Source organism: Paenibacillus sp. 22594 (assembly GCF_052044425.1).
In the GTDB taxonomy this organism is placed as follows: Bacteria; Bacillota; Bacilli; order Paenibacillales; family Paenibacillaceae; genus Paenibacillus_AQ.
In genome coordinates this window covers 136,805-152,404 of record NZ_JBQENA010000009.1, presented here as the reverse complement: position 1 = coordinate 152,404, position 15,600 = coordinate 136,805, and the positions used below count along the sequence as shown (strand labels likewise).

13 protein-coding genes are annotated in these 15,600 nt (G+C 55.0%); 9 read left to right on the top strand and 4 right to left on the bottom strand.

All coding sequences use genetic code 11. The features are described 5' to 3' along the window. The first annotated feature begins 97 nt into the window (after positions 1-97). From ACTJKB_RS24740 to ACTJKB_RS24730, 3 genes are all read left to right on the top strand, one after another. Complete coding sequence (locus ACTJKB_RS24740; RefSeq protein WP_440837000.1) at positions 98-2,548, top strand: TIM-barrel domain-containing protein; 2,451 nt, start codon at positions 98-100, stop codon at positions 2,546-2,548. Positions 2,549-3,375: 827 nt separating this feature from the next. Continuing rightward, a complete protein-coding gene (locus ACTJKB_RS24735) occupies positions 3,376-6,465 on the top strand; it encodes a DEAD/DEAH box helicase (protein ID WP_440836999.1) in 3,090 nt (1,029 codons plus the stop codon). Between the two features lie 32 nt (positions 6,466-6,497). Next, positions 6,498-7,283: a hypothetical protein gene (locus ACTJKB_RS24730; protein WP_440836998.1), complete on the top strand. Its 786-nt coding sequence runs from the start codon at positions 6,498-6,500 to the stop codon at positions 7,281-7,283. A 101-nt stretch (positions 7,284-7,384) separates the two neighbouring features. Here ACTJKB_RS24730 and ACTJKB_RS24725 read toward each other — a convergent pair whose 3' ends face one another. Together ACTJKB_RS24725 and ACTJKB_RS24720 are read right to left on the bottom strand one after the other, a co-directional pair. Then, positions 7,385-8,026 (bottom strand): GTP pyrophosphokinase, encoded by a 642-nt coding sequence (locus tag ACTJKB_RS24725; protein WP_256700627.1) that lies wholly within the window; start codon positions 8,024-8,026, stop codon positions 7,385-7,387. A 294-nt stretch (positions 8,027-8,320) separates the two neighbouring features. Then, a complete protein-coding gene (locus ACTJKB_RS24720) occupies positions 8,321-8,695 on the bottom strand; it encodes a hypothetical protein (RefSeq protein ID WP_440836997.1) in 375 nt (124 codons plus the stop codon). A gap of 232 nt (positions 8,696-8,927) precedes the next feature. On the opposite strand from ACTJKB_RS24720, the gene ACTJKB_RS24715 reads away from it, so the two are divergent. From ACTJKB_RS24715 to ACTJKB_RS24700, 4 genes are read left to right on the top strand one after another with little or no spacing between them, the layout of a single operon-like run. Then, complete coding sequence (locus ACTJKB_RS24715) at positions 8,928-9,704, top strand: zinc ribbon domain-containing protein (RefSeq protein ID WP_440836996.1); 777 nt, start codon at positions 8,928-8,930, stop codon at positions 9,702-9,704. A gap of 35 nt (positions 9,705-9,739) precedes the next feature. After that, positions 9,740-10,600, top strand: a complete 861-nt coding sequence (locus ACTJKB_RS24710; RefSeq protein ID WP_440836995.1) for a TrmB family transcriptional regulator — start codon at positions 9,740-9,742, stop codon at positions 10,598-10,600. Positions 10,601-10,642: 42 nt separating this feature from the next. Beyond that, entirely contained in the window at positions 10,643-10,948 is a 306-nt protein-coding gene (locus ACTJKB_RS24705) for a hypothetical protein (RefSeq protein WP_440836994.1), read from the top strand. Positions 10,949-11,003: 55 nt separating this feature from the next. Next, positions 11,004-11,597: a xanthine phosphoribosyltransferase gene (locus tag ACTJKB_RS24700; protein ID WP_440836993.1), complete on the top strand. Its 594-nt coding sequence runs from the start codon at positions 11,004-11,006 to the stop codon at positions 11,595-11,597. 234 nt (positions 11,598-11,831) lie between these two features. Here the strand turns inward: ACTJKB_RS24700 and ACTJKB_RS24695 are convergent, their stop codons facing one another. Beyond that, entirely contained in the window at positions 11,832-12,782 is a 951-nt protein-coding gene (locus ACTJKB_RS24695; protein WP_440836992.1) for a diacylglycerol/lipid kinase family protein, read from the bottom strand. A 130-nt stretch (positions 12,783-12,912) separates the two neighbouring features. Then, the gene (locus tag ACTJKB_RS24690; RefSeq protein WP_440836991.1) at positions 12,913-13,251 is read right to left on the bottom strand and encodes a DUF4870 domain-containing protein; all 339 of its coding nucleotides are present in this window, start codon (positions 13,249-13,251) and stop codon (positions 12,913-12,915) included. Positions 13,252-13,910: 659 nt separating this feature from the next. Here ACTJKB_RS24690 and ACTJKB_RS24685 point away from each other — a divergent pair. Beyond that, a complete protein-coding gene (locus tag ACTJKB_RS24685) occupies positions 13,911-14,099 on the top strand; it encodes a hypothetical protein (RefSeq protein WP_019913840.1) in 189 nt (62 codons plus the stop codon). Between the two features lie 405 nt (positions 14,100-14,504). Beyond that, on the top strand, positions 14,505-15,554 hold the full coding sequence (gene coxB, locus ACTJKB_RS24680) for a cytochrome c oxidase subunit II (protein ID WP_440836990.1): 1,050 nt from the start codon (positions 14,505-14,507) through the stop codon (positions 15,552-15,554). The last annotated feature ends 46 nt before the right edge of the window (positions 15,555-15,600 follow it).

The window sequence follows — 15,600 nt, the reverse complement described above, 5'->3', positions numbered from 1 at the left end:
TGACCAGAGGGTCATAAAGTTTGCGGATAGCAGTCCGGTAACGCTGGGTAATATGTATTAAAGTAAAAGCCGCAACAGCCGAAGGGGGAAAGCAAGCATGGAGAGCAGTGAAGCGATTCGTCCCGAGAAAATGGGTCCGTTGGTTATGAAGGAGACCTGGAATACACCTGGAAGTTTTGTATCCTGGGAACGCTCCGAGAATATATACATTGTCCAGGGAGAACGCGGAGGCATTGTTTTTGTCTTTTTGAATGACGAGATATTCCGGATGAAGGTATTTCGGGACAAGGTGCCTGATCTGACGACGACTCCGGCGGTGCTGGCCGAGAGCTGCATCCCGCACTTGTTCCCTGTGGAGGAGAATAACGATCAGCTGAGCTTTACGACCAGTGCCATCAAACTGATCATCGAAAAAACGTCCCTGCTGCTGCGTGTAGAGAACATGGACGGAAAGGTTGTTATGCAGCAGAATCTGACTAGCTGGAATCCACGCGGTGCGAGCCACGCTGAATATGATATGCAGCCGGATTCCCACTTTTACGGGCTGGGGGAGAAGGCAAGCTTCCTCGACAAGCGCGGAGAACGCTACACCAACTGGAACACCGATGTATTTGCCCCCCACCTGCCGGAGATTGAAGCTCTATATGAGTCCATTCCGCTGCTTATCCATATGCACGGCGAGCTGTCCTATGGCCTATTCCTGGACAATACGGGCCGGAGCGACTTTGACATGCGCTCGCACGGGGTGGCGTTTACCATCGGGTGCTCTACGGGCGCCTATGATGTCTATTTCATTAATGGCCCCGAAATGAAGGATGTGGTCAAACGATACACCTCACTGACCGGACGGATTGCGCTGCCGCCTAAATGGGCCATTGGCTATCACCAGTCACGCTACAGCTATATGAATCAGCAGGAGGTGCTTCAGCTCGCCCGGACCTTCCGCGAAAAGAACATTCCGTGCGATGTCATTTATCTCGATATCCACTATATGGATGAATACCGGGTGTTCACCTTCGATCCGGTCAATTTCCCCGAACCTGAGAAGATGATTGCCGAGCTGGGCGAGCTGGGGGTGCGGATTGTGCCGATTGTAGATCCCGGTGTCAAAAAAGACCCTAACTATGAAGTGTATAAGCAAGGGGTACTGGAAAAACATTTTTGCCGTTTCCTGGAGGGTGATATTTTCTTCGGCGAGGTCTGGCCGGGAATAAGCGCATTTCCCGATTTCAGTGATGTCCGGACAGCCGAGTGGTGGGGCGATCTGCACAAATACTATACCGACCTGGGTATTCAGGGGATCTGGAATGATATGAACGAGCCGGCGGTGTTCAATGAGTCGAAGACCATGGACCTCGATGTGATGCATTTCAACAATGGCCGTCCGGTCACGCACGAGGAATACCACAATCTGTACGGAATGATGATGTCCAAGGCTACGTATGAAGGGCTGGCAGAGCATATGGGCGGCGAACGTCCGTTTGTGCTGACACGGGCCGGGTATGCGGGAATTCAGCGCTATGCCGCTGTGTGGACCGGAGATAACCGCAGCTTCTGGGAGCATATGGCGATGGCCATGCCAATGGTTCTCAATATGGGGCTGTCAGGCCTAGCGTTCTCGGGGCCGGACATCGGAGGGTTCGCCCACCATACCTCTGCCCAGCTGCTGGTGCGCTGGACGCAGATGGGTGTCTTTTTTCCGTATTGCCGCAATCACTCTTCCATCGGCACGCTGCGCCAGGAGCCCTGGTCATTCGGGGGAGAGGTGGAGGCGATTCTGCGGGAGTTCATCGGACTGCGCTACCGCTGGATGCCGCATATCTATAATCTTTTCCATGAAGCCGAAATGACGGGCCTGCCCGTGATCCGCCCGCTGATTCTGGAATACCCGCGTGATCCGCATGTGACGAATCTGTGTGACCAGTTCCTGCTTGGGGAGAATGTGCTGATTGCTCCTGTGTACCGGCCGGACACGGACCACCGTTCCGTCTATCTGCCGGAGGGGCTGTGGATCGACTATTGGGACGGAGAAGTTCACGAGGGTGGGAGGCATATTTTGGCAGCTGCCCCGCTGCGGATTATGCCGATGTACATCCAGGCAGGGACTTTTGTGGCCGAAGGCCCGCTTAAGCAGTATGCGCTGGAGGATACGGCCGAGACGATGATCTTTCATCTGTATGGTGCCAGAGCGCAGAACGGGTTCTTGGCCTCCTTTTCGCTCTATGAGGACGACGGACATAGCTTCAGCTATAAGAAAGGGCACTACTCGGAGATTAGCATCCATGCGGAGGGAGAAGAGGGTGAACTGCGCTTGGGCTGGACCTATACAGTCCGCGAGTATGCACCGCGCAGGGAAATGCTGCGCTTTGCGCTCTGCTATCCTGAATTCGCTGCAGCTTCTGTAGACGGGCTTACCGAAATTAGTCTGGAACAGCTGGAAGAGGGCCGGACGGGCTGGGCACGCAACGGTGGAAATGGCGCGCTACTAGTCCAGGTGAACGATGATCCTGATGGCGGGGAGCTGCGTATTCAGGCAGTGAAGGAGTAGGGACGGCTGATAAGAAGGAATCGGGAGGACTGCTGATAGGAAAGACTGCAGATAAGAAGAGCAGGAAAAGACTGCTGATAGGCGGACCTTTAGGGTGGGAAATATGCAGGTCCAGACCATTGAGCCACCATAAAGGGTGGACTTCTTGCTTCTTGGGAAAGTCTGAACTTCCTTCGTTGAAGATAAGGTGGTAGAGAGTTAGGGCAGCGGGGAGTGAAGTGGAATTAGTGAACTTAAATGGGCTCAAAGGCGCTTTGTAAAAGGCATTAGTGGGAATTAGTAAACTTAATATAACCGAAATCATCTGAGAGGGTGCGAATCGGTCAGATTAGGTCTACTTTTTCCCACTAGCGTTTGTGGGGAGCGGTAGGGAAAATAATTAGGTTCACTTATTCCACTTGGTCTTGCCGCTTGGTTCAACGTGATCCGGAATGACTAGAGGAAGAGGAAGCATGGGGTTACTCTGCGAGCAGGAACGGCAGGTTGCAACCATGTTTGGACAAACTGAGGGAAACCGCCAAGTCGACCGCTATTTAGCGGTTTTTTGGCATGGATTGGGCGGATGAAGAGATATTCGACTGGTTGAAGAGCGGGTAAATCCGCAAAAAGCAGACAATCTGCAGAAAAAAGTGCAGAAAGGTTTTTAAATATCTCCTTTTTCGTATAAGATGAAGGGATGAAGAAAAAAACAACAGGCAAACCGGGAGCCGTTTATTTAGACTCGCCGGCTTACCTGTAACTATATTTCTTGCGGAGAAGGATTCAGTCTTCCTGATGGGGGGGCGGACTGGCTCTTTCTGTTTGCTCAAAAAGAATGGAGATCATCAATGATTAAGCATCTGTATGCAATATGGTTAGGGGACGTATTTTTCTGCTTCTCCGGCGAAACTTCGGAGCCTAAGGTAGACGCATGGACGCGTGTGGTCAAACGGCTGGAGCTTCGGAGCGGCTGGCGTCCTTTTGCGGGTGCTGCGCTGAGGCTTACGGAAGTGAAATATCCGGTTGCCGCCTCTGCGGAAGGGAGAACCACGCGGCGCGGCTTGCCGGGACGGACGCTTGAGGGGTTGGCCCTCGCGCCCAAGGATGCCTTCGAGCTGCTGCTCGGCTGGGACGAGCAGCTATGCCGAAGCCAGGGACTGGAGCCCGGCGGGGAGCTGCGCTATTGGGCTGCCGCAGCCCGCTTCGCGCTGGAACTGATGGGCACAGGCGGTATTGTGCCGGGGGCGCTGCCGCCCCGGCCGTTAGGCTCCCGCCGCCGCGGAGGAGAACAGGCGGCGTCGGCTGCCTGGTCTCCAGCATTCCGGCAGGAGGCAGACAAGGAGCTGTTCCTGCAAATGGCGGCATCTATGCCGGTGCTGGCGCTTGGAACGCATGTGGCAGAGGAAGGCGACCTGTCTTCCCGTGAAGATGCCGGTGCGTATGTGCTCTATTCCTTCCTGCAGTCAGTAATGACTGCGGAGATCAAGCGGGTTGTTGCTCAGAACGAAGGGAAGCTTGCACCGTACAAGGCGAACTACCGGCGCGGCTATTCCCCTTTGACAGAGCTGTGGTGGAACAGCCTGCTCACGGGTAGCCGTGATATCCCGGTACAGGGAACACAAGCCGAAGTGACGGAGCTTTTGGCAGCCGTGAACGGAACGGCTGGCAACGAAGTGCCGCATGCGGAGACGGAAGAAGCACGCAGCGGACAGCTCAGCCTGGGGCTGCGTCTGGAGCCGCCTGCGGACGAGAACGAAGAATGGCGGTTGTCCTTCTGGGTAGAGAGCCGGGAAGAGGGGGAGTTCTGGCTACCGGCGGCGGCAATCTGGAGCAGCCGTGAACGCGAATTCACGCTCTGGGGCAAGCGGTACCGCAATATCCAGCAGCAGCTGCTGTCCGCACTGGGCCGGGCAGGCAAGCTGTCACCGGACATTCAGCGGGCGCTGACCGTACCTGCTCCTGACAGTGTGAAGCTTACGCCGGAACAGCTCTATTTGTTCCTGAAAGAAAGTGTACAGCCGCTGCGTGAGCGGGGAATTACTGTGCAAATGCCGTCCCGCTGGAGCCGTGAGGGCCGGCGGCGGATCGGAATGAAGATGAAGATGCAGCCGCCGGCTGGCGGAATCGACGGCCCCGCCCAGGCTGCACTGGGCATGGAGCAGCTGATCTCCTTCCGCATAGAAGCTTCGCTGGGGGATTCGGATGTCACTGAGGATGAACTGAACGCATTGGTGGAGGCTGGCGTCCCTTTTGTGCGGTTCCGCGGAGAATGGATTGAGATTGATCCGAAGGAGCTCCGCCAGGTGCTCAGGTATATGAAGCGTAATGAAAGTGGAGAAATGTCGGCGTCAGACTGGATGCGTCTGGAGGCCGAAGCAGGCGAGGAACGGCTGTGGAAGGGGATGTCGGTGACCGGAATGGAAACTACCGGCCTGCTGGCTTCGCTTATGCAGGGCGACATGCTGCGGCATCTCCCGCTGCGTCCGGTCCCTCCCGACTTACACGGAACGCTCAGACCGTATCAGGAACGCGGGTTTCAATGGCTAACCTCGCTGAGCGGGCTGGGCTTCGGGGTCTGTCTGGCGGATGACATGGGACTGGGAAAGACGGTCCAGGTGATTACCTGTTTGCTGGATCGTGCGCTCACTGCGGAGCCTGAACAAAAACACGAGCCTGTACTGATCCTGTGTCCGACTTCGCTGCTGGGAAATTGGCAGCGGGAACTGCAGCGCTTCGCGCCTTCGCTGCGGGTGCACATTCATCATGGTGGGCGCCGGATTCGCGGAGAAGGCTTCGCCCAGCTTGCGGCCAGTCACGAAATCGTCTTGACCACGTATCATCTCGCCGGGCGGGACAGTGAGGATCTGGCAGGTGTAAGGTGGTCAACGGTGGTCCTGGACGAGGCGCAATACATCAAGAATCATCGTACCAAGCAGGCGCAGAGCGTGATGAAGCTATCGGCGCCGCACCGCATTGCCATGACGGGCACGCCGGTGGAGAACAGACTGGGCGAGTTGTGGTCTATCTTTCACTTCCTGAATCCGGGATACCTGGGAACGTACCATTCATTCCGCCAGCGTTATGTTTCCGGAGAAGGTGGAGAGCGGCTGCGTGAGCTGCACCGTCTCGTGTCCCCTTTCCTGCTGCGGCGCCTGAAGAGTGATCCGGATATCTCCAAGGATCTGCCGGAGAAACTGGAGCTGAAGCAGTACTGCACGCTCACGGAAACCCAGGCAGCGTTGTATCAGGGAGTAGTCAATGAGATGCTTGGCGTAATCGGAGAGCGCTCGGGTATGGCCCGCCGGGGTCTGGTGCTGTCCTCCCTAACCAAGCTGAAGCAGATCTGCGATCATCCACAACTGTTCCGCAAGGATGAGGGGCGGGGACAACGAAGTGAGGCTTCGGGCAAAATGGACGTCATGTTTGAGGTGCTGGACAGTATCGCCGAGCTTGGAGAATCTGCGCTCATCTTTACCCAATATGTGGCGATGGGCGAGCTGCTGGTCAGCAGGCTGGCCAGACGGTATGGCAAAGCACCGCTCTTTCTGCATGGCGGGGTTCCCAAGCGGGAGCGCGATGAGATGGTGCATGCTTTTCAAGAGGGGGAAGGCCCGGCCTTCTTCGTTCTCTCGCTCAAAGCCGGTGGTGTCGGGCTTAATCTGACCCGGGCCAACCACGTGCTGCATTATGACCGCTGGTGGAATCCGGCAGTGGAGAATCAGGCGACCGACCGGGCTTTTCGGATTGGGCAGCACAAAAATGTACAGGTGCATAAGCTGATCTGCCAGGGAACCCTTGAAGAGAGAATTGATGAGCTGATCGAACGCAAAAAGAATCTTTCAGAGCAGGTCGTCGGCTCCGGCGAAAACTGGCTGACCGAGATGTCGAATCATGAGCTTAAGGAACTCATCGAGCTGCAAGGACAGGACTGGATGTAGCGGAAACGGACGAAATAAAGGAGGAATCAGCAATGAGCGGAGGGCTTGAGCTGCGGCTGGACATCCAGCCCGGTAGGGTAAAGGCAAGAAGACTTCAGGGATCCGGGTCAACGCCGGAACTGCAGGGTATGCGAAAAGTGGCTGCAGCCGTACAGGAGCCGGAAGCCGCAGCGGTTCTTTCTTTGGAAGTTCCGCCATGGACGGCTGAACGGAAAAGAACGGTTCTGCGCGTGCTTGCTGCGCATCCGGGAGAGCTGTATGGTCTTCTGCAAGGAGAGCTGAGCGTAAGGCTTGCCGGGCTGGGCCTGCTTCCTGCAGAGGAGGAGCTTGCCTCTGCGGTTTTTGAGCAAGAGCTTGGAGCCGCAGATAGGGCGCGGCTGCAGACCCTGCTGACGCAGCGGCTGACGGAGGAGCCGTTGCTGGCTCTGTCGCTGCGTGGTCTGGGAAAGGAAGAGCTGCTGGCAGGCGTATTTGGCCTGTGGTCCGAAGCCGGCACCGAAGAGGAAGGAGAAGCTGTACCGGACGCTTCAGGTGCACTGGCAGCGGAGCTTGCCCGGCTGGAGCGCAAGGGTCCTGCGGTCGCCTCGGGAGAATGGTTGGCAGAGGCTGCAGCCGAAGGTTCGCTTCACCAGCCGGGGCCGCTGTTTCACGAGATCGCAACCCGGCCGTTTCCGGTGTCTCCGGTGGTAGCTGTGCCAACAGAGGACTGGAAGTCCCTTCTGCCACAGACCCCCAGAGCGACCGAAGGACTGGCGCTGATCATGCGGGAAGTAGCCGAGGCGGCTGCCCGCCGGGCAGCCAGTCTAAGCAAGATGTGACCATGAAGCGAAAATAGACGAAAGGCAGCATATGAACAGGTTTCCCGCTGTTCATATGCTGCCTTTTTTAGATGATATAAGTCCTTTTTTGTCCAGGGGGCTTATTTCGTGGAGGGGCCTTCCGCCAGCTCCAGAATCTCCCGGCGGAGGCGGAGCATCTTCTGGTCCAGTTCATCGGCGGCGCGTGCCGCTTCCTTCAATTCCTCGGCGACATGAGGAGGGAGCTGCTTGTCGAATTTATAATATAGAATATGCTCCATGCTGGCCCAGAAATCCATCGCAAGCGTGCGCAGCTGAATTTCGGCCTTCACCCAGCGGGTTCCCTCCAGGAGCACCAGCGGCATAGCCACAATGAGATGCAGGCTTTGATAGCCATTGGGCTTCGGGTGGGCAATATAATCCTTGATCTCCAGCACCCGCATGTCTTCGCGTGCACACAGATGGTCGACCAGACGGTAGATATCCTTCACAAAGGCGCAGACGATCCGCATGCCTGCGATATCATGAATGTGCTGCTCCATATTGTCCAGTGTGAATTCATGCCCTTTGCGTTCCATCTTCTGCAGAATGCTCTTGGGCTCCTTGATCCGGCATTTGACATGCTCAATCGGACTGAAACCGTCGCGCACCTGCCATTCCGTCTTGATGACATCAATCTTATTCTCAAGCTCATTCAGTGCATGACGGTAGAGCGCCGGTAGCGCTTTGAAGCTTTCCATCTGCTTGGCGAAATCTTCGCTCATTTGCCACTTCTGCAAATCCTTGACGTGTACCTGCAACTGATTCAGCGTAACTTGTGTACTATCATTTTCTTCCACTGAGACTCTCCCGGTATTCATGATTTGTGACTGGTTCATGATTATATTTTAACCCATGTAGAGCCCCGGAAGCAAAAAAAATAAGACCCGGTCCCTCTAGCTGAATCCCGGAGAGTAAGGGTCCTGAAATGAAAGAAAAGCAGCCCGTGGCCAGTTTTGCAGAAACATTTTGACGTTCACCGCGTATTAGCACACATAAAGTTTCGGGCAGGCGCGTAGTTATTTGTTGGTAGGCGAGCCCCCATCATAGCCTGTGTCCTCATAGCCGGTATTGGCAAGCTTCGGCAGAACATTCAGCTGTTCGATAGTCTGACGGGTCTCTGGGGTGCCATGGTGGTGGATGTAATGAAATACCCGGATAGTCTGATCGTCGAACTGGTCGATGGCCTCATCGTGGTCTGCGGACTTGTAAGGCACAAACGCACGCCGGAAGGCATGCTCATCCTCCCTGGCCAAATCCTTGAGGATATCCTGAAGCCCTGTCAGCTCTTCAGCGGTAAGCAGGACCTCATATTCACCCGAGTCATTGCGGACATCCTGAATGAGGCCATGACTTACGGACACGAAATAGCGTTTCTTGTCATCGTCATGCAAGTGTAATCCCTCCATCATTCGGTGTTTCTCGCTGATACAGATACCGTCCTTATAAGGACGGCGCAGCCGTTTCCACTTAGTATTATACACAGAACGACAAATAATGAATCTGGCCGGGACATTTGGTATGATAGAAGCACAATTCCGCTTCTGCAAGGAGCGTAAAGGGTTAACTACACTATACGAGGCTGCGATCAGCCCTGTTCTCACTCTGGAGAAGGAGGAACTTACAATGAATTTTTTGCAACGGATCAAGGACGGTGCCAGCCGGGTGAGCGAAAAAGCGCAAAGCTCGGTGGAAATCGGCAAACTGAATGGTCAAATATCGGATATCGAGCGCGAGATGGAAATGGAATTTATGAAAATGGGCAAGCTTTTCTACGATGGCTTCCGTTTAAGGGATATGTCGGTGGCGGAAGGCAAAATGGTGGAACTCTCGCGGGGCTGCTTCAAGTTTCAGGAGCAGATTGACGAGCTGCGTGCACGTATTGCTGAGCTGAAGAATGAACGTCTCTGCGCCTGCGGGCATGTGGTCGCTCTGGATGCTAATTTCTGCCCGCACTGCGGACGCAAGCTGGAGGAGCTCTCCCCGAGAAAAGAAGCGGCGGCAGTGAACGTACATACCGTTCATGAGCACGAAGAGGAAGAGGATGAATACTACGGCGAGGACGAATTAACTGAAGCCGAAAAAGAACTCGCGATGAGACACGAGAATCGTGCCGTGTATACCGAGGTGCTTCCCGAAGAGGAAGAACTGCCTCTGGAGAACTACGCCGGAAATGTCCAGCATGAGGAGCGCAGCCGCCGCGAGGCTGATGAACTGGAGCGTGAACGCGAGCGGCAGCTTGAGCTGGACCGGCGGATCCGGGACTGGAAGGCCAGTGAACCGGAGGAAGCGGCTGGCAGTGAGGGCAGCGGTGTGCGCGACATTGTGAAATGCCAGATTTGCCGTGCTGATCTGCCTAAGGGTTCCATGTGGTGCCCGCGCTGCGGTTCAGAGCAAATATAGACAGGAGTCACAGACAGCTTAGGGGGACAACATAGATGGAACAGTTGCTGCTGCATCTGCGCAATTTGGGCTTCACGGAGATGGAGTCCAAAATCATGATCGAGCTGGCCACCAAAGGCCAGGCTTCGGGCTACGAGGTCGCCAAACAGCTTGGAGTATCCAGATCCAACGTATATGCGGCGCTGCAGCGCCTGACTCAGCAAGGATATGTAAGATGCGGTGAAGGGGAACCGGCGCGCTACAGCGTGCTGGACCCGGAGGAGCTGGCGACAATGATTTCCGGCCGGGTACAGGCATCGCTGGCTTATATGGAAAGTGAAATGCCCCGCGGCGGGCCGGTAAGCCCGTCCTTTTACAATGTCGAGGGTGACCGCAACGTGATGGGGGCGCTGATCCGCCAGCTGAATCTCGCCCGGCAGGAAATCGTGGTCGATGTATGGCGCGAGGAGGCTTCGCTGCTGCGCAGCGAGCTGGAACAAGCGGAACTGCGCGGAGTGAAGCTGCTGTGGGCTTTTGACGGCGGCAATTCCGTTCCCGCACCCTATCCGGCCTGGCCGCCACTTGGCGGTAAGCTGGCTAGAAGCGGGGGGCGCAAGTTTTCTTTTGTGATCGACAGGGACTGGTGCATGCTGGGTATGCGTTATGAGGATGGAACCGCACAAGCGGTGGTCACGGAGCATCCGGTGCTGGTGGAACTCTTGCTGAACCACTTTACACAGGAAATGGTGCTTTTTGAACTGGAAGAAGATATGGGGACTGAGCTGACCAGGCGTTACGGTGAGCGCTACAGCCGGATTTTCGGTAAATATGTGCTGCATGAACAGGACGGGGAAGAAGCGGAGAGAACCGGAGAGCAGGTTGCTGGGGAATTGCGATCGGAAGATTCTCCCGATTAGTGCGCTCTGCGGAGCTGATATTAGCTTAGGGAGGTGAAAAGCATGGAGTGTATCGTCCATTTTGAGGTGAATCATACCGATGGCGTGAAGTCGCTGCGCGGTCTGTTGTTTCTGGACGAGGGACAGATCCCTGGAGAGAAAGAGCTGGTTGATATGTTCAAGGATATGAAGTTTGATGTACGGCTGGATGACCGTGAGAGGCTGACCTTCAAGCCTGTAAATCCCGGAGAAACCTACTCGGAGATCCGCATCACTAGCTTTGATAATGGGAAGACGGACAGCAAAGAGGATCATAATCTGAAGTCGATCGTCGGCAACCTGCTGCCGCAGAAGCCAACCGGGCTGTAAGTAAGATGTGAGTAAGGGAACATGGGTCCATGGGATGGGAGAAGGAGGAGCACAGATGAAGTTGTTGAGACAAAAGGTAATAAGTGAAGGAATTGTTCTCGGACAGGGCGTGCTCAAGGTGGATTCTTTTCTGAATCACCAGATGGACCCGTTTCTGATGCGTGAGGTTGGCCGTGAGTTTACCCGCCGTTTCGCGGGGGAAGAAGTGACGAAGGTGCTGACCATCGAATCCTCGGGGATTGCGCCAGGCATCATGACCGCGCTGGAGCTTGAGGTTCCGCTGATTTTTGCCCGTAAGCAGAAGTCTCTTACCCTGACGGAAGATATATTCGTAGAAAAAGTATATTCGTTTACGAAAAAAGAAAGCAATGAAATCACGGTTTCCAAAAAGTTCATTGCTCCCGGTGAACGGGTACTGATCGTAGATGATTTCCTGGCCAACGGTGAGGCAGCCTTCGGGCTGGCGCGGATCGTTGAGCAGGCAGGCGGGACGGTGGTTGGAATCGGCATCGTGATCGAAAAAGCGTTTCAGCCTGGGAACAGGCTGCTTAAGGAAGCCGGCTACCGCGTGGAATCACTCGTGCGTATTGCTTCGCTGGACGATGGGATCATCGCCTTTGTGGAGGAGGACGCGGAGCTCTCTGACTGAGGGTTCGACGGATAAACAGTCCATCGGCAGATCAGGCTGTCCTTGTGCGGGGCTTCGGAACCCGTGGAATACCGTATGCATAGCCATAAAATCAAAACGAACCCTATCGCCACTTTGCCGTGGAGAAGGGTTCGTTTCTTTGTTCAGAGAGGGGAGCGGCGATTGTTGCGGAGTATCTGCTGTGCGAGCCGCTCGGCAGGTGCGGCCGGGATCTCGCCGCACAACCGTACCCGCCTAGCCGCTCGCGGTGCAGGAGCTGGCTGCTCCGTCAGCGCTCAGCGCAGCGGCCAGCGGCGAGAGCACGCGCAGTGCGCCCGGCTCGCAGCGCACCGCCAGCGGCGCTGTGCCCAGGCTCTCGCCGTCGCCGATGGCCTGGCGCGGCTCAACAAAGCGGACGGCTACGCTGCGTCCGCGCAGCATGGTCACGAAGGGCAGCGTGGTATGCTTGCCCTTCACGACCGTTGGGAACAGCCGCAGCAGTTGCCCGCGGCTGATCCCGTGCACGACGCAGACGTCGAGCAGGCCGTCATCGGCCTTCGCCTGTGGGCAGATCAGGAGCCCGCCGCCGTAGCTGGGCAGGTTGCAGATCGAGACAAGCCATGCTGTCTCGAAGGCCTGCTCTTTCCCGTCGCAGGTCACGCTCACGCGGCAGGGCTTGAAGGTCATCAGCGTATGCAGAATGCCGATGAGATAGGCCAGCTGGCCAGCACCGATGGCGTTGCACAGCCGCTTGTAGCGGCTGTTGTTCACATTGACGGCCACCTGGGCGTCAAAGCCGCTGGCCACGGCGGTCAGCGTCAGGCCGTCCTCGCCTGACAGCACATCCGCTGTCTGGCAGCGGTCCTGCAGCGCGGCGTCCAGCGCGGCCTCTGTGGCCAGCGGGATGCCGAAGCCCCGGGCCGTATCGTTGCCGGAGCCAGCGGGAATTACCGCCAGCGCCACGCCTCTGCGCCGTAGCGCGCCCAGCACGCTGTGGATCGTGCCGTCGCCGCCGATCACGATGGCGGCGCGCCAGTCCTCGCGGTGCGCGAGCGCATGCAGGACCTGTGACTCGGCGCTGTCCGCGCTTTGCGTGAACAGCGCTTCGTAAGCGGTTCCGCGAGCCTGAAGCATGACTTCCACGGCATGCCAGGTCCGCTCACCTGCCCCTCCCCCGGAGCGGGGATTTATGATCAATAAATACATGAATGTTCCTCCAGCCTGCAGATTCCTGTATGTCCTGATTCCATTGTACGGAGGAGCGGAGCAAAAGGGAATCTTTTTAGCAAGGATCAGCAAAGCCCCGCTGGCGTCCAGGCAAGGAACCGGGGGGCTGTTATAGCTGGCGGAGCTGACTTTCTGCGATATCCCCTACCCAGGGCAGTCTATACCACCTTCCTCCCAGTGCGTGGTAGATCATCAGCAGCCATACGGCGAAGGAGCACAGCGAGATAAGGGCGGCGAAGAATGGACCCAGCAGCGGAATGAATCCGCACAGCACATGGATAATCATCAGCACGCCGAAGGCGATCAGCGACTGAAGCGCATGGAACAGCACGAAGCGGCTGCGTTTTTCAAGTGCGAGAAAAATAATCCCGCCAATAAACGGGAAAAAGTAACAGAGGGCAGCAGCGATATGATCCGGTAATCCGGTGGAGGATTTGATAGGGGACAAGGGCTCACTCTCCTTGGGTGTGGTGGAAGAAGGCAGATTGCCGTATTCCTGCTTCCTTACAAGCCTATGAGAGGTTCGTATAAAGTATGTGGCTGCCAACACCGCAAAGTTAATCCGATTGCCCCTAAAAACCGATGTAATTAGTAAGCACTCTGGAAAAGGGGCAGTGAACAAAGCGCACTACATACGGCTGATATTTCTGCCAAGCCTGGGCATTATATCTACATCAGTACCTGTGCAGCCTTCACTGAGAGTTCCTTCAGTTCGCTGAGTGTTCACTACCCTAACCTGCATCGGAAGGTAAAATCCATAAAAAAATCCTTTCGCACATTTTACATGGAAAGGTGGAACTTGGACTGGAATATGATACAATATAACGATAAGGCCCGAAAGGAGTGATTCAGTAAGTGGCTCTTCGGGTAACTAAAGTGTCTAAGGGGTCCGATTTATCAGGATGTCCTTATTCTCAGCCCAAATCACGACGAACCTGCTTCACCGGCAAGACGGAATTCCTTTATCGGAAGGATGGTATTGGCGGATAATGCAAGCCACGTATGTGTATGGTTTCTGAACTTGCATTCAAGGTTACGGCGAACTTTTCATCATGCATTCTCTACTATCGGAGCATTCATTTTCAATGTTTTGGGAGGGAACTGATCATGGCAAGTAAAGGTCATAACGAAGTCAAGGAAAGTCTGCGGGAAATGACACGAATTTTCCGGCCCAAAGATCCCAAGAAATTTGTGAAGGAGTACGTCCGGAAGTATCGGATTACGGGAGGCTATGAAGAAGAGCTGACCATGGTCGTGGAGCATGAGCTGGTGAGAATGAACTCATCCGTCTCTTGAACAACAGACAGTTGTGCTAAGCATGCTGCATCTTGAAAGACATCAATCTGAGTAATTACATCCATGAGGATTCTCATAAACCGTGCCCGGGCGGCTTGCTGCCGCAGGAAACGGTTTTTTTTGTATGCCCATTTAAATTGCGCATTACAAATCTTTTAAAATAGTCAAATGAATTAATAGACATAATTAGTTATGTATGCGCTTTATTCATTATAGCAGATATGATGGTATTTTTGAAAGCGCTATTAAAGTCAATCAGGACAAGACTTCCTGTTGGACAATACAACATGTGAATTTGTTGTGAACGATTGACAAAACACCCCTTCAAACTTATATTAATAGTGATTGTTATAATTGACAGGATAATACTCTAATCTACGAAATCGGGAAAAGCGGGGTAGATCAATGATGAAAACGTGGCAGGCTGGAAAGCGGCTTCTTCCCATGACCGCAGCGCTTGGACTCATTCTTGCCGGATGTGGGCGGGAGGACCTGTCGGTGCTTCGACCGCAGGGACCGGCGGCGGAAAGCTCGTTCGATCTGATGAAGCTGTCGATCACCATCATGATCGTAGTACTGCTGATCGTCTTCTCTATAGCAGCCTACGTGCTGATCCGTTTCCGCCGCAAACCGGAACAGAGCGAAATGCCTGAGCAGGTCGAAGGCAACTTCAAGCTCGAAGTGCTCTGGACGGTCATTCCATTGATTCTCGTAGTTGTGCTGGCCGTCCCTACGGTGAAAGCGGTATTTGCCGCCGGGAATGATCATGCGAACGACAAAGATGCGATAAAAGTTAAAGTGACAGGGCACCAGTACTGGTGGGAATTCGAGTATACCGATTATGGAGTAACCACAGCGCAGGATCTGGTGATTCCCGCCGGGAAGGATATCGCTTTTGAGCTTAGCACGAAGGATGTGCTGCATTCCTTCTGGGTACCTTCTCTCTCCGGCAAAATGGATACCAACCCCGACGGATCGACAAACCGTTTCAGCTTCAGTGCACCAAATGAAGGCGTTTACCGGGGCAAATGCGCAGAGCTGTGCGGTCCTTCCCATGGCTTCATGGAGTTTAAGGTGAAATCAGTCAGCGAAGCGGCGTTTGAAAAATGGGTTAATTCCATGAAAGCTCCAGCGGTGCTGCCGGAGGACCCGGCGCTTGCCGAGACGTTCAAGTCCCAGTGTCTGACTTGCCATGCGGTAGGGGAGATGCCTGACATGTCGAGTGCCCCGAACCTGACCGGGATGGGCTCCCGGGAGTCGGTGGCCGGAATCTTGCTGAATGATGATACAGGGGTGGATGGCGCTCCGGTGCTGGAGAATCTCAAGACCTGGCTGCATGATACCAAGGGCGTTAAGCCTGGCAACAAGATGCCTGACCCCAAGAAGGATATGGGCCTGAGTGATGAAGAGATAGACGGAATTGCGGAGTATTTGGCCGGCTATACGCTGGACTAGAGCTTACAACCTGCAATGGAAGCAGCATATCTGAAAAGGGGGTACG

What these genes read in the sequence shown, in the direction of transcription:
- ACTJKB_RS24740 (WP_440837000.1), top strand. Translation starts at nt 98, where the DNA reads ATGGAGAGCAGTGAAGCGATTCGTCCCGAGAAAATGGGTCCGTTGGTT.
- ACTJKB_RS24735 (WP_440836999.1), top strand. Translation starts at nt 3,376, where the DNA reads ATGATTAAGCATCTGTATGCAATATGGTTAGGGGACGTATTTTTCTGC.
- ACTJKB_RS24730 (WP_440836998.1), top strand. Translation starts at nt 6,498, where the DNA reads ATGAGCGGAGGGCTTGAGCTGCGGCTGGACATCCAGCCCGGTAGGGTA.
- ACTJKB_RS24725 (WP_256700627.1), bottom strand. Translation starts at nt 8,026, where the DNA reads ATGAGCGAAGATTTCGCCAAGCAGATGGAAAGCTTCAAAGCGCTACCG.
- ACTJKB_RS24715 (WP_440836996.1), top strand. Translation starts at nt 8,928, where the DNA reads ATGAATTTTTTGCAACGGATCAAGGACGGTGCCAGCCGGGTGAGCGAA.
- ACTJKB_RS24710 (WP_440836995.1), top strand. Translation starts at nt 9,740, where the DNA reads ATGGAACAGTTGCTGCTGCATCTGCGCAATTTGGGCTTCACGGAGATG.
- ACTJKB_RS24705 (WP_440836994.1), top strand. Translation starts at nt 10,643, where the DNA reads ATGGAGTGTATCGTCCATTTTGAGGTGAATCATACCGATGGCGTGAAG.
- ACTJKB_RS24700 (WP_440836993.1), top strand. Translation starts at nt 11,004, where the DNA reads ATGAAGTTGTTGAGACAAAAGGTAATAAGTGAAGGAATTGTTCTCGGA.
- ACTJKB_RS24695 (WP_440836992.1), bottom strand. Translation starts at nt 12,782, where the DNA reads ATGTATTTATTGATCATAAATCCCCGCTCCGGGGGAGGGGCAGGTGAG.
- ACTJKB_RS24685 (WP_019913840.1), top strand. Translation starts at nt 13,911, where the DNA reads ATGGCAAGTAAAGGTCATAACGAAGTCAAGGAAAGTCTGCGGGAAATG.
- coxB (WP_440836990.1), top strand. Translation starts at nt 14,505, where the DNA reads ATGATGAAAACGTGGCAGGCTGGAAAGCGGCTTCTTCCCATGACCGCA.